An 18,915-nucleotide genomic window follows, 5' to 3' on the forward strand; every position below is an offset into this window, starting at 1 on the left:
TTCCATCGTTCCACAACAACCGCCTTGCCTTCCCAAATTGATTTAACCGTAACCACCCCCGGACTGCGCCTCGATCGCTACCTGGCTGAACAGCTTCCCGATCTCTCCCGTTCTCGATTACAAAAACTAATCGAACAGGGGCAGGTTGCTGTGAATCAACAAATTTGCACCTCCAAAAAAGCCACCCTGCAAGCGGGAGATGCCATCCAGATCCAGATTCCTGAAGCCGAACCGCTCGAACTCCAGCCTGAATCCATCCCCCTCGATATTCTCTACGAAGACGAACATCTGATCATTCTCAACAAGCCGATCGGATTGGTCGTTCACCCTGCGCCAGGGCATGAAGGCGGCACCCTAGTCAATGCGTTACTTGCCTACTGTGGGGATCAGTTAGCCGGAATCGGAGGCGTGCAGCGGCCCGGAATTGTCCATCGGCTCGACAAAGACACCAGTGGGGCGATCGCCATTGCCAAAACCGATTCAGCCCACCAACACCTGCAAGCTCAATTCAAAACCAAAACCGCCCGTCGAGAATATCTCGCAGTGGTCTACGGTGCACCCTCCACCATTCAGGGAACCATCAATGCCCCGATCGGCCGGCATCCCGTCGATCGTAAAAAAATGGCTGTGATCACCACCGATAGTAAACAGGGTAGATCTGCCATCACCCACTGGTACATCGAAGAAAGACTGGGCAACTTTACCCTGATGCGCTTCCAACTGGAAACCGGACGCACCCACCAAATCCGAGTTCACAGTGCCTACATGGGGCATCCCGTTGTCGGTGATCCGGTCTATGGGGCAGGGCGATCGATCGGGGTCAAGCTTCAGGGACAGGCTCTCCATGCCTGGAAACTGCGGCTGCAACATCCCATCAGCGAAGAGTGGATAGAAGTCACGGCTCCACCGCCAGAAGAATTCGTCAAGTTGCTGAAAGTACTGCGGCGGCGGATGGGGAATGGGGAGTAGGGGCGAATTGCGTTCGCCCTTCTGGGGAGTGGAGGTAGGGGCGAATTGCGATTCGCCCTTCTGGGAAGTGGGGAGTGGGGAGTGGGGGATGGGTTAAAACTCTTGTGGGGTGGGCATCTTGCCTGCCCAGTTAGGGATTGAGAAAAATCTGAACTACAACTTTATTATTTCTTCATAGAAAAATTTATGGATTTTGGTTCCATTCCTGTGCAAAGTTTCTAAAATTTATGTGACCTTATCGATCGACCCGTTGCCAATCAATCGGAGCAGTCATATAAAGGAGGGTTTATTTCCCCTACTTGAATTTTGCCAGCGTGGTTGTGTGGAGCATTTTGATGGAGCATTTTGACTATGAAAGCATTGAGGAACGGTTTGTGGTTGAGACAATTCAATAGCCTGAAGGGGAGTGCATCGTTAGTTCTATTACTAAGCATTTTGTTGCCCACAACCTCCCTGTTTGCTTCAGAAGCACCACTGGTTCTTGCTCGTAGCTCGGCATCCACTGAATGGGCGGCTGGCTGGATTGCTGACCTGAAACAATCCAATCAACGCTGGATTGAAGTGAGGATTTCAGAGCGAACCCTGACGGCCTGGGAGGGGAATACCCCCATCCGAACGTTTACGGTTTCCACTGGACGAGCCGATGAGCCAACGCTGCCAGGGGTGTTTCAGATTGAGCAAAAGCTAGAACGGGCCTGGATGCAGGGGGAGGATTATGAGATCCCTAACGTGCCCTACACCATGTACTATTCCGGGAACTATGCGATTCACGGAGCCTACTGGCATTCTGACTTTGGTTCTGCCATCAGCAATGGCTGTATTAATCTTCCCGTGGGTCAAGCCGCCTGGTTGTTTGATTGGGCAACGATCGGAACGATGGTGGTGATTGAGCCGTAGTCTGGAGGAGTGAGGAGTGAGGGGATGCGCCGGGAAGTGGATGAGTCGGTAGGAGGAATATAGTAAACTGCCTACTGGATTGGGAATTTTTTATTTTCAGAAATTCTTGCTTGTTTTGAGTTACCGTCCACTCTTCATTCTTTCTGGACTCACCTATGGGATTAACCATTTTTCAGGTTGATGCATTCACGCGCACTCCGTTTGCAGGCAACCCGGCGGCTGTTTGTGTATTACCGTCATCGCGCGAAGATAGTTGGATGCAGAATCTGGCTCTGGAAATGAACCTTTCTGAAACGGCGTTTTTGGTGCAGCAAGACGGTGGATTTAGTCTGAGATGGTTTACGCCAAAGGTTGAAGTGGATTTGTGCGGCCATGCAACGCTGGCCAGTGCCCATGTGCTATGGACAGAAGGATTTTTGCCCCCCGATCAGGAAGCTCGGTTCCATACCCGGAGTGGCTTGTTGACTGCTAAACAGGAAGACGACTGGATTTTACTGAATTTTCCAGCCGATCGCTCCAGGGATATTAAAATTCGACCGGAACTGATCAAAGCCTTGAACGCTCCGATCTGCGAAGTGTATGAGGGGTCGATCGGCTATATCGTTGAAGTGGATTCTGAAGAAATTGTCCGGGTAATTCAGCCCAATCTGGGAATCCTCAAAACGCTTCCGGCTCCAGGTTTAATTGTCACGAGCGCAGCGGATGGGACAAAATACGATTTTGTTTCGCGCTTCTTTGCCCCTAATCTTGGTATTGCCGAAGATCCTGTGACCGGGGCGGCCCACTGCGCGCTGGCTCCCTTCTGGCGCGATCGGCTCAATAAGTCTGAATTCCTTGCCTACCAGGCTTCTGCCAGGGGAGGGGTGGTGAAAGTTCGATGCGAGGGCGATCGGGTGGTGCTGGGCGGGCAAGCCGTTACGGTGTTGAAGTCCGAGCTTTTGGCTGATTAGGAAAGAATCGAGTGCCGTAGCGCAGGCATCTTGCCTGCCCATGAGCGATTGGCCATGCAAATGCAAACCTGGGATCCACCCAGGACAGATTAACGCCGACCCTGCCCAAACAGAATGGCCTTTTCTGCATCGGTCATGGTGGAAGCGCGGTTAATCTGTTCAGCTTTGGCGTAGGCTCGTTTGACCGCCGGACGGGACTGGATCGCATGGAACCAGCGGTTTAAGTGGGGAAAATCCTCCAGGTTTTGCCCCTGGCGTTCGTAGGGCACAATCCAGGGATAGGCTGCCATATCGGCGATCGAGTAATCTCCCGCAACAAATTCTCGATCCGCCAGGCGATCGTCCAATACCCCGTAGAGCCGCTCAGTCTCTTTGACGTAGCGGTTAATGGCATAGGGGATTTTTTCAGGAGCGTACTGGCTGAAGTGATGATTTTGTCCCAGCATGGGCCCCAGCCCCCCCATTTGCCAGAACAGCCATTGCATGACTTCTGCGCGCCCTCGAATGTCGGATAGCAGAAATTTTCCAGTCTTTTCCGCCAGGTATTGCAGAATCGCCCCAGATTCAAACACTGAAATGGGTTCCCCTCCGTCTGCCGGAGCCTGATCGACGATCGCCGGAATTCGATTGTTGGGGGAAATCTTCAGGAAATCGGGCTGAAACTGATCGCCTTTGCCGATGTTGATGGGCTTGATTGTGTAGGGCAATTCGGCTTCTTCCAGAAAAATGGTGATTTTGTGCCCGTTGGGAGTGGTCCAGTAGTAAAGATCAATCATGGTAACTCTGTCTAGAAAGCTTGCTCTGCGACACATTCATTATGCAGGGATCTGCTGGTGACTGGACATCCCATTGCAACAGGAAGATTAACCCACCCCTAACCCCTTCCAAGAGGGGAAACGCTAGAAAAATCCCTGCTCAAAAGGAGCTACTCCCATAATCCCCTCCTGGGAGGGGCTGGGGTGGGTTCTTCCTGGGAGGGGCTGGGGTGGGTTCCAGTCCTGCTGAAATTCAACTTACACTTTTCAAATCGATAAGCTACACTAACAGTTAGCTTCACTTACTAAAAAACAGAAATTCAGTTAAACGGTTTGGAAAATCCCACCGTAGGGATTTGATGCCATGCGCATTCCCCAACTCGTTGGCCTGATTCACCTTATGATCCCTCTCCCCAACTGCCTATGCTGACCACCGATCGCCACCCGCCCTCCCTCTCCGATCAATGTGCCGCCCAGATTATGCATGTGATTCCCTGGGTGACACGCTTTTTGCGATCGGAAATTCGCTATCACGGCCAACCCCTTTCCCTCTCGCAACTGCGGGTTCTCAGCTATCTAGAGCGCAATCCTCAATCCTCCCTATCGAGCGTTGCCGAATATCTGGATGTGACCCGCCCCACCATGTCCGCCATGATCGATCGCCTGGTGCAGCGAGGATTGGTCGATCGGGCTGAAGATCCTCAGGAACGACGACGGCTTTTACTCTGCCTGACTTCCGAAGGAATGCAGCAATTTCAGCAGGTGACAGCCGCCACCTGTGCCAGAGTTGCAGATCAGCTGGCTCAACTCACAGACCCCCAATTAGAACAGCTGGCTCAGGGCTTATCCCTCCTGGGAGAAGCGTTCCAGGATGCTCAAACTCTTTAGTTCTTCCCTAACGCAATGGCAATCATTGAAATTCAAAACCTGACGAAACGCTTTGGTTCGATGACCGCCGTGAGAGATGTTTCCCTGGCGGTGGCATCGGGCGAAGTGTTTGGCTTACTGGGGCCCAATGGAGCTGGAAAAAGCACAGTCATTAAAATGCTGACCACCCTGCTTCCGCCCAGCATCGGCACAGCCCTGGTCGCGCAATTTGACATTAACCGGCAACGATCGATGGTGCAGCGATCGATCGGTTATGTGCCCCAGGCATTATCGGTGGATGGAACCCTCACAGGTTATGAGAACCTGTTAATTATCGCCAAACTGTATGACGTGCCGCGTCGCCAGCGTTTACCTAGAGTCCGGGATATGTTGCAGTATGTAGGACTGACGGATGCTGCCGATCGCCCCGTCCGCACCTATTCGGGGGGAATGATTCGGCGGTTGGAAATGGCCCAGGCTCTTTTACATCGCCCCCAGGTGTTGTTCCTGGATGAGCCGACGGTCGGGCTGGATCCAGTCGCTCGTAAAGCCATGTGGGAACTGGTGCAGCAGCTTCAGACAGATTATGGAACCACCGTATTTCTAACCACCCACTTTATGGAAGAAGCCGATACCTTATGCGATCGACTGGCAATCATGCATCACGGACAGATAGTGGTACAGGGAACGCCCGATGCCCTGAAGGCGGCCGTCCGCGATCGTGAATCACGGGATGCCCATCCCCAAGCTTCCACCCTGGATGATGTCTTTATTTATTACACCGGCGATGATTTAGGAGCAGCAGGAGATTATCGTGACACTTCAATCACACGGCGCACCGCTCAACGGCTCGGATAACTTGCCCCAACCCCCCAATTTAATCCAGAGCATTACCGCTTTTGTGCAAAAAACCTTGATTATTGCTGAGTTGGAAGTGCGAAAGCTATGGCATGATCCCAGCCAACTTCTGACTCGTGCTGCCCAACCGACTCTTTGGTTAGTAGTATTTGGTCAGGTGTTCACTCGAATTCGCGCCATTCCCACAGGAGACTTGAGCTATCTCGACTTTATGACTCCCGGTATTCTAGCCCAGAGCATTTTGTTCATGGCAATCTTTAATGGACTATCGGTAATCTGGGAGAAAGACCTGGGCATTTTGCATAAGCTAATTGTCAGCCCTACACCGCGAGCTGCAATGGTGCTGGGAAAGGCGATCGCATCGGGGGTTCGGAGTCTCTCCCAAGCCATCCTGGTGTATGTCATTGCCTCTCTTTTAGCCGTTCAAATTGACTGGCATCCCTTTGCCCTGCTGGGTGTATTAATGGCGGTCATTTTGGGTGCCGCGCTGTTCTCTACCCTGTCCCTGATTGTGGCGTGTCTGGTGAGAACCCATGAACGATTTATGGGAGTCGGTCAACTGTTGACGATGCCATTGTTCTTTGCCAGTAATGCAATTTACCCGATCGAAGTCATGCCCCAATGGTTGCAGACCATTTCCTTCGTCAATCCCCTCACCTACCTGGTTGATGCGTTGCGAGGGTTAATGCTGGTGGGAGAAAGCACGACTTACAACATCGGGCTGGATTTTGGGATTTTGCTGGGAGTGACGGCAATTCTGGCAACCATTTGTGGACGGCTCTATGCCAGGCTGGTAGTCTGACTGAATAGAAGGGCCGCTTGATGAGGGTTGAATAATGACTGAGTAATGGCTTATTAAAGTTTCCGTTTTACCTCTGGCGCAATTTCAACAAGCAAAGGACAATCTGAAATTAGGTAGTCCATTTAATCTCCCAGCTTTGCTAAATTGCTGCGGGTCAAGCTGTATTACCTGTATGAAGATCTATGCCTTCAACGGAGGCTAAACTTTTCGAGTAAGTATTATTACTCATTGTTAGAGGTATACCGAATGAAGTGCCCTGTATTTCTGCGTCGTTTCACCCTTGGAGCTATTGTATCTGTCGGATTGGCGATCGGAACGTCAGTGCCCGTCAGTGCCCAGGAATATAACCTGAACCTGAATGGAACTCCTATCAACGAACGGCTGGATCATACTGATGATTACCTGGTCGAAGATAACAGCTATGTTGATGTCTATCGGTTTGAAGGGCGAGCTGGGCAGCAAGTCATCATTCATATGTCTAGCCAGGAAATTGACCCTTACCTGCTGCTGCTCGATCCAGGCGGGAATGTAATTGCCCAGGATGATGACGGTGGTGGTGGGTTAGATGCTCAACTCGATGTAGTTCTGCCTGTGAATGGGGTGTACACCGTCTATGCCAATTCCTATCGCGGCGGTCAAACAGGTGCCTATACGCTTCGAGCCACCAGTCCAGGCAGCTCACCCCCATCCTCGGTCAGCACCGTCCCCAACTCCATCCCCAGCAATGCTTCTGGATCTTCTACTGCAACCCAGTCCCGCTATTTCTGCGATACATCCAGCGATCGCCTTCCGATCACAATGGCCCGTTCTCGCCATACAGGTCAGATCTTCCCTTTAATCCAATGGACTTCTGACTGGGCCCCGGCTCCCTTCACGCCAGCCGAACGCTGTCAGATTATCTCCTCTCGCCTGCAAGAGATCCACAGTCGTTCCGATCGCCTGATTTTAACCGCAGGCACTCTCAACGGTCAGCCTGTGGTTTGTGCAGCGAATAGCCAGGATGAAGCTCGACGAGGTATCTGTTCTGCCAATGGACTGCTGATTACCACCCAGCATCGTCAGGATGCAGAAGACCTGATTCGAGGGTTACGATCCAGCTTCACGCAAATTGTGGCTGGCACCCGTCCCGATATTCTCCCTGCGACCGCAGAACCCAGCAACGGTACAGTACCCTATGTCGATCTGAGTGACTTCTAGAACAACTTTCAGGCAAGGAATTCCATTGTTTTCAGCTAGTCATACCAATGGTCGAGACGATCGCGCTTTAAGTGGGAACACTGGAGAAAAGGTTCAGGGGCAGCAATGCCTCTGGGCCATGGGATACTCTGGTAATGTATGTGGCACCGGCTCAAGAATTTTGCGCTTAGTTTTAAGACCTACAGGGCTTTGAGTCCCGATTGGCAAGTGCGTCAACGGGTCAATCGGGTACTGGCTCATCGTCCTAGCCTAAATCTGGATGAGTGGTTTGAGCGATTTTATCAACGTCAGGGCATTGCCTATCCGATCGCCCAGTTTGTTTACACGCGCCTGAGCCACTATTCAGGGCTGGAATTTGGGTGTGTCTTGCCCAGCGATCGGCTCACAGAAGATCTGAAATGGTCCAGGGTTTGCTGGTTTGATTGGGATCTTTGTTTCTGCGATGATTTTTATGGACAGTTTCAGGTGGATATTAGCGATCATCTGGATGAACTGCCTACTTTAACCGTAGAAGAGCTAATTTGCTTACTCGATCGATCGTTGAACGCTGAAAAAAGCTGGGATCAAACTCAAAAAAAGCTAACGTAAGGGAGATAGGTTGCAACCTGAAGCAATCGTTCACTCACTTCAATCTCTCTTCTCGATCTCACCATGAACCGCCGATCGTTTCTCATCACTGCCAGTTCCCTCACGCTGATGCAGCTTTTAGCCGGGTGTCATCGAACCTCCAATGCTCTGGTGCAGGTGCGGCTCCTGGAGAACTCAGTACCATTGCAGATTTTGCGAGAATTTCAGCGACGAGTGGAGTCGGCTCAGAACATTAACGTTTTAGCGAGTGGGCAACTAGCAGAATTGTTTGACCTCTTGCAAACCTGGCAGCAGGCGGATCCAGAGACAAATGGTTCTGCTCAACCGCAACCAGCAGCAGATCTGATCACTTTAGGAGATTTCTGGCTGGCGGCAGCGATTCAGCAAGGACTGATTCAACCCCTATCCCTGGATGAAATTCCGGGATGGGAAGCTCTGGCAGAACAGGAACTCTGGCAAACGCTGGTACGGCGCGATCGCCAGGGACAGCCCAGTGATACTGGAGAACTGTGGGCCGCTCCCTATCGCTGGGGAACGTTGATGATTGCCTATCGCCGCGATCGGTTTGAGGAGCACGGAATTCCCGCACCAACGGACTGGCGAGATCTATGGCAACCTGCCCTGGAGCGACGCATTTCTTTACCAGATCATCCCAGAGCCGTAATTGGCTTAACCCTGAAGCAGTTAGGGGAATCAGCGAATACCGCCGATCTTTCTACCGTAGCGAACCTATCCTCGGACCTGGAAGCCCTGCACCGTCAAACCCGGTTTTATAGCTCCGATGCTTACCTGCAACCGTTAATTTTAGGGGACACCTGGGCGACAGTGGGATGGTCTACCGAGATTTTGCCGCTGGCAGAACGCAATCCCAAAATTGTCGCCGTTGCGCCTGCCTCTGGAACGATACTGACAGCAGATCTCTGGGTGCGTCCGGCGGTGGAGCCTGCGGTGCAATCCGTGCAGGAGACCACCCCAGCGGGGATTCCCGATCGCTCGAATTTACTCAACGAATGGATTGGCTTTTTCTGGCAGCCCCCGATCGCCAATCAGCTTTCCCTGCTGAGTTTTGCCGCTTCTCCCGTTTTAGTAGGAACCGATCGCACCCAACTGCCAGCGGCCCTGACCAATACCCCCCTTCTGCCGTCCGACGAGATCCTGGAAGCCAGCGAATTTCTGCTGCCTCTGGATGAATCGGCTACTGCCCAATACCAGGCGGAATGGGTTCGGGTGCGCCGTTCGGGATCGGACTAGCGAAAATGCCCAGCCCAAAGGTATCCAGAAACACCCGGCAGTCTGATGCAATGGGTGGGGTAGCGGGAGGCAGAGGGGATTGTGCTGGTTCAAACTGACAGACGTATACCCCCAGCAAGTCTCCCTGCCAATCATAAATCCGGGTTTGATAGCCAAAGTCACTGGCGGCCGTGCCAAAGTGATTCAAAAACGCATAGCGATCGAGGTAGGTGGAGCGCAGCCAGACCTGGCGATTGATGATCAGATCCACCCGACGCAGTTCTCCATTCACGCCTGGATAAGCCACCCAAAAGTTCAGCAGATTATCCCCAAACTGCTCCTGAGTCCACCAGAGGCTGGGCGGGGTCAGGTTGGTCTGGGAAATGGTGCCCTCTGTAATCACTGAACCATCGGTGGGAACTTCCCCCTGCCAATAGCGAATCACCTGGGGCATATCGATCGGTTCCAGGAGCAGCAGTACGGCAGTATCTTCAACCGCCACAGCGGGCGGTGATGCCAGCAGCAATCCACCCAGACCCATGCCACTTGCCAGGAGTGACCTGATTCGCTCAGGCAGATGTTTCAGCCAGTTCCGCATCATCCTCTGCCTCATCCTCCGCATCGGGTAACGTCACCACGATTACGCTATCAACTTTCTCCTTTTTCGCCAATTTAAACAGCCGATCGCCAGATTCATCTCGACGGCAGACAGGGACTTCATCCACTGGAATTCGCACCATCCGGTCTTGATCCGTTAACAGCATCAGTTCCGTGGTGCCTAAGCTGGAAGCAATTCCCATCAGGGTATCGGTTTTCAACGCGAAGGTCATCGCCTGCACCCCAATTTCCCCCCGGTTGATTTTCTTGATTGCGTTCACCGCCATCTGCTTGGCATAACCCTGGGCCGTGACCATCAGCAGCCGATCGTCCGATGCCAGAGCCACACAGCCCACCAGGGCCTCTTTTTTGTGCAGGCGGAGGGCCTGCTGCCCCTGGGCCGTCCGCCCCATTACCGGGACTTGCTCATCGTTAATTTCAAACCGCAGGACTCGCCCGCCCGTCGTGGCCAGGAGAAGCTGTTCCCCCACCTCCGCCAGGGTCGCAAACAGTAATTCATCATCATCCTTGAGTTTCAGCGCAGTCAGCCCTCGTCCCGTCAGGTTGGTAAATTCTGACAACGGCAATCGCTTAATCCGTCCCTGCCGAGTCAGCATCACCAGATCCAGGGTTTCCAGATCATCGGTATACAGGACAAACTGCGTCACGATCGTTTCTGGATCGCCCTGAGCATTGGATGGCAGCAGGCTCACCAGAGGCGTTCCCTTCGACTGGCGAGTGGTAACGGGAATATCACTGACCTTGATGGTGTAAGCCTTGCCACTACGGGTCAGCATCAGCAATTCCTGCTCGGTGGTGGCCATTTCTACCAGGGTGACAAAATCATCACTGTCCATTGGCTCCAGGGAAGGCAGATCATCCTGCTTGGACTGCTTACGCTGAAAGGATCTGGGCGAAGATCGACGCACATAGCCCCGCTGGGTAAACTCCAGAACGGCTTCCTGCTCACTTTCTTCCTCGACGATCTCCGCCAGTTGGGCGGATTCCTCGGCCTGTTCCTCCGCTGAGATCAGGTGGGTGCGACGCGGATCGGCATATCGCTTTTTGAGGGCTCGCAGGTCTTTTTTCAGGGCTTTCATCAGCTCCTTGCGATCGTCCAGTAACCGATGCAGTTCCTCCATCCGAGTCAGCAGTTCATCAAACTCCTGTTGAAGGTTCTGGCGTTCCAGTCCGGTCAACCGCCGCAACGGCATAGACAGAATCGCATCCGCCTGGCGATCGCTAAAGTCAAACTCCTCCTGCATTCTCACCTTGGCGGTACTGCCATCGGGGGCACTCCGCAAGATTTCAATAATCGCATCAATATGTTCCAGGGCAGAGAGCAATCCCTCCAGAATATGGGCCCGATGTTCTGCCTTGTTTAGCTCATGGGTGAATTGCCGGGTCAGGGTGATTTCCCGGAAATCGAGGAACTGTTGCAGCATTTCCCGCAGGGGCATCTGACGCGGTTGCCCATCGGACAGGGCCAGCATAATTGCCCCGAAATTAGTCTGCAAAGGCGTGAGTTTGTAGAGCTTATCCAGCACCAGAGCCGGTTGGGTGTCGCGCTTCAGTTCGATCACCACCCGCATCCCATCTCGATCGCTCTCATCCCGAATATCGGCAATCCCATCAATCCGGTTGTGGTTAACCAGATCAGCGATTTTCTCAATCCAGGCGGCTTTATTCACCTGGAAGGGGAGTTCCGTCACCACGATCGCCGTTCGCCGATGCCGTCCCCGACCCACCTGAACTTCCTCGACATGGGCCACCCCACGCACGGGAATGCTGCCACGCCCGGTGGTATAAGCATCTCGAATGCCTTTAGTGTCAATAATTTGCCCGCCGGTGGGAAAGTCGGGAGCCGGAATCAGCCGGAACAGATCTTCGTTGGACAAGTGGGGGCGATCGATCAGCGCGATCAGCCCATCGACAATTTCTCCCAGGTTGTGGGGCGGCACATTGGTGGCCATGCCGACGGCAATTCCAGAGCAGCCATTCAGCAAGAGGTAGGGCAACTGGGCGGGGAGGACGATCGGCTCCTGCTGGGAGTTATCAAAGTTGCCGATAAAATCCACCGTCGCTTCGCCAATCTCCGACAGCAAGCCCTCATTGCCGACTGCCGCCAGCCGCGTTTCCGTATACCGCATTGCCGCCGGGGGGTCGTCATCCACCGAGCCAAAGTTGCCGTGTCCCTCCAGCAGGGGATAGCGACTGGAAAAGTCCTGTACCATCCGTACCAGGGCATCATAGACCGCTTGATCACCGTGGGGGTGGTATTTACCCAGCACATCCCCCACCACACGGGCACATTTCCGGTAGGGGCGATCGGGCGTTAAGCCCAACTCATGCATGGCGTAAAGGATGCGGCGGTGTACGGGCTTTAACCCATCTCGCACGTCAGGGAGTGCCCGTCCTACAATAACGCTCATGGCATATTCAAGGTAGGAGCGTTGCACTTCAGTATGGAGTGCAGTAGTGATAACCTGTCCTGATGGGAGAATGCTCAACTGTTCAGCCATGAGTTTTCCTTCTAGCAAGTCCTAGCGTGATAATACGGAGATTCGGTACGGGGCAACAATTCACAGTATTTTCACAGTAGTATTCGATCGCAGGGGATAACGATGAATCATTAGGATGATTTTTATTGATAACACTGGGGGCAGCTTGGATCGAGAGTAGATTAATAACATTAGCAGGTGAATGTTCAATCGTTAGGCACAGCACTATGAAAACGGTTCTGATTGTAGAGGATGACTTGATTAATGCTCGCGTTTTTTCCAAGATTTTGACAAAACGCGGTGGCTTGGAAGTCAAGCATACCGAAAACGTGGACGAAGTGATGAAGATTGCTCAAGCACGGGAAGCAGATATTATTCTGATGGATGTTTCGCTGTCGCACAGCGTTTATCAGGGAAAGCCAGTAGATGGCATCAAGATTACCCAGATGCTGAAGGCGGATCCTCAGACCGCTAGCTTGCCCGTCATTCTGGTCACGGCTCATGCAATGGAAGGCGATCGAGAAAGCTTCCTGCAGCAAAGTGGTGCAGATGACTACATCTCTAAACCCGTTGTGGATCATCAACAGTTTGTCGATCAAATCCTGGCCCTCCTGCCAACCGACTGAGTATATGTGTACTATTGTGCCAGACTTATCGGTGCTTCGTGAAATTTCTTCCCATCGAAATCGTTACAAATGGTCTAGCTGTTGTTACAGATTGTCTGGTTTTATCCAACTTCAGTCATCCAGGACAGGTCATGTCAGGGTCTTGGCGTTGCGCGAGGAGTGGGGAACTGTGAGCCTGGTATTCAAGCAATAGCGGTTGATCCCGCCCGTTCGGTAGTTCTCTGACCAGCGCAGGAAAAGTTACGCTAAGAAAAGTAAAGCAGAATGGGATTGTGTGATCTATGGGATCTGCGTGATCTGTGGGATTTGCGTGATCTGTAACGTTCAATAGGAGACTTAATCTTCATGGTGCAGTTTGCCCCTGACTCAACCAGCCTGACCCCCATCCCCTCCGATCGCATTCATCAACTGGTGCAAAATCAGCGATCGTTTTTTAGCACCGGCAAAACCAAGGATGTGGATTTTCGCCTGGCTCAACTCAAAAAATTACGGCAGGCACTCAAAGATAACGAAGCATCGATTTTGCAGGCCCTCCATGCTGATTTGCATAAGCCAGAGTATGAAGCGTTTTTAACTGAGGTGGGGGTGATCCAGGAAGTTGATTACGCGATCAAACATCTGCGCTCCTGGGTGAAGCCGAAAAAAGTTTCTGTGCCGCTGACTCAGATGCCCGGTAGCGCCAAAATCTATTCGGAACCGTTGGGGGTTGTGCTGATTATTTCCCCCTGGAATTATCCGTTTCAGTTGGCGATCTCTCCGCTGGTGGGAGCGATCGGGGCTGGAAATTGTGCCCTGATTAAACCGTCTGAAATTGCGCCTCACACCTCTAAGGTGATCGCTGAAATTGTCGAGAAAACCTTTGATCCAGCCTATATTGCTGTCGTAGAAGGAGGGGTAGAAACCAGTCAGGCGGTTTTAGAAGAAAAGTTTGATCACATCTTTTTTACAGGTGGAACGGCGATCGGCAAGATTGTCATGCAGGCCGCAGCGAAGCAATTGACCCCCGTAACGCTGGAACTGGGTGGCAAAAGTCCCTGCATTGTTGCCCCAGATACGAATTTAAAAACGACGGCCAAGCGCATTACCTGGGGTAAGTTTTTGAATGCTGGACAAACTTGTATTGCACCCGACTATTTACTGGTCGATCGCCGGATTAAAGCGGCTCTAATTGACGAGATTCAGAAAAACATTCAAGCGTTTTATGGTGAGCATCCAGCCCAGAGTCCCGACTATGCGCGAATTGTCAGCCACAAACATTGTTCTCGATTAGCAGAACTGATTGATCCACAAAAGGTGATCACGGGTGGTGAGGTGAATCTGGACGATCGCTACATTGCGCCAACTATGATGGATTCCGTCACCTGGGATGATCCAGTTATGCAGGATGAAATCTTTGGCCGATTCTGCCGATTCTGGAATATGACGACATCGCAGAGGCGATCGAGCAAATTAACCGTCGCCCTAAACCGCTTGCCCTTTACCTCTTCACCCACGACAAATCATTACAGCAACGGGTTTTACGCGAAACCTCGTCGGGTGGGGTTTGTATTAACGATACGATTCTGCAAGTAGGTGTGACGGAACTGCCCTTTGGTGGAGTAGGCGATAGTGGCATGGGTTACTACCACGGTAAAGCTAGCTTTGATACCTTCTCCCACCCCAAAAGTGTTTTCTTCAAACCCTTCTGGCTCGACTTTGCCATCCGCTATGCCCCCTACAACGGGAAGCTAGAAAAGATCAGAAAGTTACTCAATTAACTTTTGTGGGTGGGCATCTTGCCTGCCCAGTCCATTGGACTCAATCAATTCTTAACTCTTGTGGGGTGGGCATCTTGCCATTGGTGTCAAGTTAAGTAAAAGGCACTGTTGTCAAGCAAATTACAGAATCTAACAGATTGCTCTGTCGGTAAGGCCTTCCGGCAATTCAGTAGTTTTCATACTGATTCCGCCAAACTGTTAGAGAACTGCACATTTGGTTGGTTGCTCTAATAGAAACGCCAAATATAGGACTTGACAAAATCGATTAGCCTTTAACTTGTCACCTATGGCATCTTGCCTGCCCAGTCCATTCCACTGATCTATTACACGCTACTACACAGATTGTTTGTCCACCTCTCCGAACACCGAACCATGCAAAGCTTAATCGATTTTTTTCTAGGACGAACCTCAGAACAGGTCAACGCCAACGTTGAAATCTACACCTGGCAAACCTGTCCCTACTGCATTCGAGCCAAGTTACTGCTGCGCTGGAAAGGTGTACCGTTCACAGAATACAAAATTGATGGCGACGGCGGTGCCAGAGTCCGAATGGCTCAACGGGCGAATGGACGAAGAACTGTACCACAGATTTTCATTAACGATCGCCACGTCGGTGGGTGCGATGATCTGTACGCACTCGATCGGCAGGGCAAGCTGGATGGGTTGTTGGTAGAGGGGGAGTAGGGGCGCATTGCGTGCGCCCGCACAGGAAGATAGGGAGTAGTAGGGGCGCATTGCGTGCGCCCGCACAGGAAGATAAGGAGTAGGGAGTAGTAGGGGCGCATTGCGTGCGCCCGCACAGGAAGATAGGGAATAGGGGCGAATCTCGATGCGCCCGCACAGGCAATAGAGAATAGGGACAAATCGAGATTTACCCAGGGAGAGGAGTGGGGTTCCGTTAACTATCGCCAGACTGGAAAGAGCAGGATAGAATCTGCTTAAGGAATGGAGGTTCAATCGTGGGTTGAATGACGGCCTGGATGGGAGTCGATCGTTTTCCAGTTCTGTTTTCGTTTTGTTTGATGGAGCGATCGACCTTCTGAGGACTGCGAATTTAATCATCTGGAATTCTTGTGGGGTGGACATCCTGCCCGCCCAGTCAGTGAAGCAAGTTGTCCAGATTATTTAATCTATATTTAATCCACGATCCTGAGTCATTCAGTTCTGTGCCTCTGTATCCGGTATTTGTTGAATTCCACCCCAATCCTATGAAGATGCACCTCCCTTGGTTGGCTTATCGGTTCGGCGCGATGACAACAACGATGACAGCAACGATCGCAACAACGATCGCGGTGATGGGGTTGCCCCTGTCGGCTTCGACAGTTCTGGCAGAAAGTTTGACAGAGTACTCGACAGATCGTTGGATTGGCGGACAAGCGCCGCTTCAGATCGCGCAAACTGATTCAACCGAATTTAATCCCGCTCTGACCTACGTTCAACGAGGGCTGTTGTTTGCTCGCAGTGGTGATTATCAGCAGGCGATCGAGCAGTTTAATTTAGCGATCGAAATGGATCCTGAATTGAGTGTGGCCTATGGCAATCGGGGCTTTACCCGTGTCTCAATGGGTGATAACGAGGGTGCGATCGAGGATTTTAGTCGGGCGTTGGAGTTGGAACCAGACAATGCGATCATGCTGGCCAGTCGGGGGATTACCTACGCAGAAATGGGGGATCCTGAGGCGGCTCTGGTAGACCTCGATCGATCGATTGAGATTAACCCAGCGTTTGCGCCAACCTACTACAACCGGGGGCTGGTTCGGATTGAGCTAGAAGACTCGCAGGGTGCTCTGACTGATCTGACGACCACGATCGAACTGAATGGGAACTTTGCCGAGGCCTATGAGGCGCGAGGACGGTTGCGATCGGACTTAGATGACACGGAAGGAGCGATTGAGGATCTGGAGCAGGCAGCAGAATTGTTTCAGGCTCAGAGAAATAATGCAAGCTACAGAGAAACGATGGAGGAATTGGAACGGTTAAGAGGGGAGGAGTAGATTTTGCAACGCTGGGGGCAGGTGTCCTGTCTGCCCCGTCAACGAAGCATGGCGGTAGCCCAAGTCAGTGAATCCACCCTCCTAAGCGACCACAGTCATCGATCGATGGTTCAGATCCAACCCTTTGGGCAAGATTGCCAGGAGTGCCTGTTTACTGCTGCCGCTTCCGTCTGCATCAAAGAATAGCCTGCCATTGGCTGAGTTGTAGATGAACCGATCGTCTCCCCCGGTTGCTCTTGCTCCCAGGACAAACTGCTGGGCGGCTAACCTGCCTGCTTTAAGCTTTCCTCCAAATCCCCTAGCAGACACGATAATGCGATCGCGTTCGGCAACAGAGAAATCCTTGATGTGATCGCCCCGTTCGGACAAAGAGTTGAACAGGAAGCGATCGGCTCCCAACCCGCCCAGCAACCAATCTTTGCCGAGTCCGCCAATCAGCACATCGTCCCCATCCTCACCGAAGATCTTGTCGTTGCCCGCTTCGCCCCAGAGTGTGTCATTACCTTCGCCGCCTACCAATGTATTGTTTAACCCATTGCCGTGAATGACGTTATCCAGTTCATTGCCAGCCCCACGAACTGCATTACCCGTCAGCCGCAGATTCTCCAGATTTTCCCCCAATTCGTAGTTGATCGAAGCTTCAATCCAGTCAATCCCTTCTTCAGCATTTTCCACAATCACATCACTACCGCGATCGACAATGTAGGTGTCATTGCCTGCACCGCCTGTCATAGTGTCAGACCCTAATCCACCATCCAGGGTATCATCCCCCTCAAAGCCGTTCAGATCATCATCTCCAGCATTGCCGCTCAGATGGTTGTCAGCATCATTACCGAGGAGAAGATCATGCCCCGCACCGCCGATCGCATTTTCAATCGTCACGCCGTAGGCAATCGCTACATTCTCGGAAGCTCCGCCCAAATTAGAGCCGATCGAGCTAAATTCTCCCGCCTTGAGGTTGATGACCACGTCTCGGAGTTGGTTGTCTGCACTGATCGTGTCATTGCCACCCGCATCCCAAATCGCCTCCAGAAATGTTGCATCCGGATTCCAGCGATAAATATCATCTCCCGTACGAGTGGTCATATTCGCCCCGTAGAGATATTGAATCGCAGCAATGTCATACAGCATTAGCGATCGAGGAGCCCCAGCCCGATCGCCATAGTCGAAATGCTTGTCGTAGGCCATGATGCTGTACTTGAGGTTGTCTTCCTCACTCCAACTGATAGTCGGATATTGATCAAATGGATGTTTGAGTCCTAGTGCATGACCGATCTCATGCAGCAACGTATGGAAGGAATCTGTGCCGGGGAAGGGTTTATCGTTTTCGGCATATTCATCGTTGCTTAACCAGACATCACCCTCAAATCCCGCGAATTCCTCAGCCGGTGGATTGGCCCATCCTAAGATGCCTGTGAACTCGTTGTTCCTGCCATCTACACCTTTGGTGCCTCTTGTCTTCCACCAGTCTTCCCAAATAAAGTCATAGTAGGGTAGAGCTGTGCCAAATTGGATTTTCCCTGCGCCCTTAGGATCTTCTGTAAAGGTCAGTCCTGATACGTCTGAATAAAACTGGAAGGCGCGGCGAGTCGCTTGTCGTTGTGCTGCTGAAAAGGGTTTAAAGTCTTTGAGATCCAGGTATTCATCTTTCCAGGTGCCATCCGCAGTCGGTTTGTATTGTGCAGGCACAGACTCCATGAAGCTATAGGTCAAGGCAGTGGGCGTTCCCAGCGGAGCCTCTTTATTCCAACGGGCATTCCCGGGCCATAGCAAAACGCTGATGTAATACGGATTGGCAGTAATATCTTCAGACATAGGGTAGAGGTAGAGTCCTGTAGTAACGTTGAGTATTCAAAGGAGAAACAACAAGCACCCAGTCTGCCATTGCATCCCAGCACAGGGCTGGATCACTGAGGCACCCAGCCCGACACATCCCGAAAACTGGCGAGATGGGTTTAATTAAAATGGGTTTAAGAGTGAGTCGTTGAACTGTAATGCAGCGCAGCGCAAATGCAGACAACTTGTAGAGAAGATCTCGTCAAAACAAGTTGAGCTAAAACGGAGAACCCAGTTTGAGTGAGGGCATGAGAGGAAATAAGAGAGAGCAAAAGGGCTGTCAAATTCGTGTATCGAGTATTGACCAGCAGCGAGGGGAATTGCAGGTGCAGGGAAGCAGAACCCAATTTCCAGGACACATTTGGAGAAGATTGTACAGTTTCTTTAACGCTGTGTCGAATTGCGCTTTAGACACTTCTGGAGGGCAGGGAGCTATATCAATCTATGTCATGTCTAGGTCATATTTTTGTACTGATCCTCAGTAATTTCAC

The 18,915-nt window shown here is 51.9% G+C and carries 16 protein-coding genes and 1 pseudogene; 13 read left to right on the forward strand and 4 right to left on the reverse strand.

The features are described 5' to 3' along the window. Positions 1-24: 24 nt before the first annotated feature. From ACM1PF_RS23800 to ACM1PF_RS23810, 3 genes are all read left to right on the forward strand, one after another. Positions 25-969: an RluA family pseudouridine synthase gene (locus tag ACM1PF_RS23800; protein ID WP_416667710.1), complete on the forward strand. Its 945-nt coding sequence runs from the start codon at positions 25-27 to the stop codon at positions 967-969. Positions 970-1,320: 351 nt separating this feature from the next. Beyond that, positions 1,321-1,866, forward strand: a complete 546-nt coding sequence (locus ACM1PF_RS23805) for a L,D-transpeptidase (protein WP_416667713.1) — start codon at positions 1,321-1,323, stop codon at positions 1,864-1,866. Positions 1,867-2,021: 155 nt separating this feature from the next. Further along, a complete protein-coding gene (locus ACM1PF_RS23810; protein ID WP_416667715.1) occupies positions 2,022-2,816 on the forward strand; it encodes a PhzF family phenazine biosynthesis protein in 795 nt (264 codons plus the stop codon). Between the two features lie 89 nt (positions 2,817-2,905). Here ACM1PF_RS23810 and ACM1PF_RS23815 read toward each other — a convergent pair whose 3' ends face one another. Continuing rightward, the gene (locus ACM1PF_RS23815) at positions 2,906-3,592 is read right to left on the reverse strand and encodes a glutathione S-transferase N-terminal domain-containing protein (protein WP_416667717.1); all 687 of its coding nucleotides are present in this window, start codon (positions 3,590-3,592) and stop codon (positions 2,906-2,908) included. 402 nt (positions 3,593-3,994) lie between these two features. On the opposite strand from ACM1PF_RS23815, the gene ACM1PF_RS23820 reads away from it, so the two are divergent. The 6 genes from ACM1PF_RS23820 to ACM1PF_RS23845 all read left to right on the forward strand — a co-directional run bounded on the left by ACM1PF_RS23820 (position 3,995) and on the right by ACM1PF_RS23845 (position 9,134). Next, positions 3,995-4,459, forward strand: a complete 465-nt coding sequence (locus ACM1PF_RS23820; protein WP_416667720.1) for a MarR family winged helix-turn-helix transcriptional regulator — start codon at positions 3,995-3,997, stop codon at positions 4,457-4,459. A gap of 15 nt (positions 4,460-4,474) precedes the next feature. Then, positions 4,475-5,296 (forward strand): ABC transporter ATP-binding protein, encoded by an 822-nt coding sequence (locus ACM1PF_RS23825; RefSeq protein ID WP_416667723.1) that lies wholly within the window; start codon positions 4,475-4,477, stop codon positions 5,294-5,296. Continuing rightward, positions 5,253-6,098, forward strand: a complete 846-nt coding sequence (locus ACM1PF_RS23830) for an ABC transporter permease (RefSeq protein WP_416667726.1) — start codon at positions 5,253-5,255, stop codon at positions 6,096-6,098. Before ACM1PF_RS23825 ends, ACM1PF_RS23830 begins: the two co-directional genes overlap by 44 nt. 246 nt (positions 6,099-6,344) lie before the next feature. Continuing rightward, the gene (locus ACM1PF_RS23835; protein ID WP_416667729.1) at positions 6,345-7,295 is read left to right on the forward strand and encodes a COP23 domain-containing protein; all 951 of its coding nucleotides are present in this window, start codon (positions 6,345-6,347) and stop codon (positions 7,293-7,295) included. Positions 7,296-7,484: 189 nt separating this feature from the next. Continuing rightward, positions 7,485-7,883, forward strand: coding sequence for a hypothetical protein (locus ACM1PF_RS23840; RefSeq protein ID WP_416667731.1), 399 nt, complete (start codon positions 7,485-7,487; stop codon positions 7,881-7,883). 63 nt (positions 7,884-7,946) lie between these two features. Next, complete coding sequence (locus tag ACM1PF_RS23845) at positions 7,947-9,134, forward strand: extracellular solute-binding protein (protein ID WP_416667733.1); 1,188 nt, start codon at positions 7,947-7,949, stop codon at positions 9,132-9,134. On the opposite strand, the gene ACM1PF_RS23850 is transcribed toward ACM1PF_RS23845, so the two are convergent. Further along, entirely contained in the window at positions 9,079-9,714 is a 636-nt protein-coding gene (locus ACM1PF_RS23850; RefSeq protein WP_416667736.1) for a hypothetical protein, read from the reverse strand. The two genes, ACM1PF_RS23845 and ACM1PF_RS23850, sit on opposite strands and share 56 nt — an antisense overlap. Next, complete coding sequence (gene gyrA, locus ACM1PF_RS23855) at positions 9,683-12,232, reverse strand: DNA gyrase subunit A (protein ID WP_416667737.1); 2,550 nt, start codon at positions 12,230-12,232, stop codon at positions 9,683-9,685. The genes ACM1PF_RS23850 and gyrA overlap by 32 nt, the downstream gene beginning before the upstream one ends. Positions 12,233-12,438: 206 nt before the next feature. Here gyrA and ACM1PF_RS23860 point away from each other — a divergent pair, with 206 nt between their 5' ends. The 4 genes and pseudogenes from ACM1PF_RS23860 (at position 12,439) to ACM1PF_RS23875 (ending at position 16,588) form a co-directional block, all read left to right on the forward strand. Continuing rightward, positions 12,439-12,837 (forward strand): response regulator, encoded by a 399-nt coding sequence (locus ACM1PF_RS23860; protein WP_416667740.1) that lies wholly within the window; start codon positions 12,439-12,441, stop codon positions 12,835-12,837. Between the two features lie 345 nt (positions 12,838-13,182). Next, positions 13,183-14,594 (forward strand): annotated as a pseudogene (locus tag ACM1PF_RS23865) (aldehyde dehydrogenase). A gap of 372 nt (positions 14,595-14,966) precedes the next feature. After that, complete coding sequence (gene grxC, locus ACM1PF_RS23870) at positions 14,967-15,278, forward strand: glutaredoxin 3 (RefSeq protein WP_416667744.1); 312 nt, start codon at positions 14,967-14,969, stop codon at positions 15,276-15,278. 566 nt (positions 15,279-15,844) lie between these two features. Beyond that, the gene (locus ACM1PF_RS23875) at positions 15,845-16,588 is read left to right on the forward strand and encodes a tetratricopeptide repeat protein (RefSeq protein ID WP_416667747.1); all 744 of its coding nucleotides are present in this window, start codon (positions 15,845-15,847) and stop codon (positions 16,586-16,588) included. Positions 16,589-16,669: 81 nt separating this feature from the next. Here ACM1PF_RS23875 and ACM1PF_RS23880 read toward each other — a convergent pair whose 3' ends face one another. Then, a complete protein-coding gene (locus ACM1PF_RS23880; RefSeq protein WP_416667750.1) occupies positions 16,670-18,403 on the reverse strand; it encodes a M10 family metallopeptidase in 1,734 nt (577 codons plus the stop codon). Between the last annotated feature and the right edge of the window lie 512 nt (positions 18,404-18,915).

The organism is Egbenema bharatensis FJBBOT/2019, assembly GCF_048077055.1.
In the GTDB taxonomy this organism is placed as follows: domain Bacteria; phylum Cyanobacteriota; class Cyanobacteriia; order Elainellales; family Elainellaceae; genus Egbenema; species Egbenema bharatensis.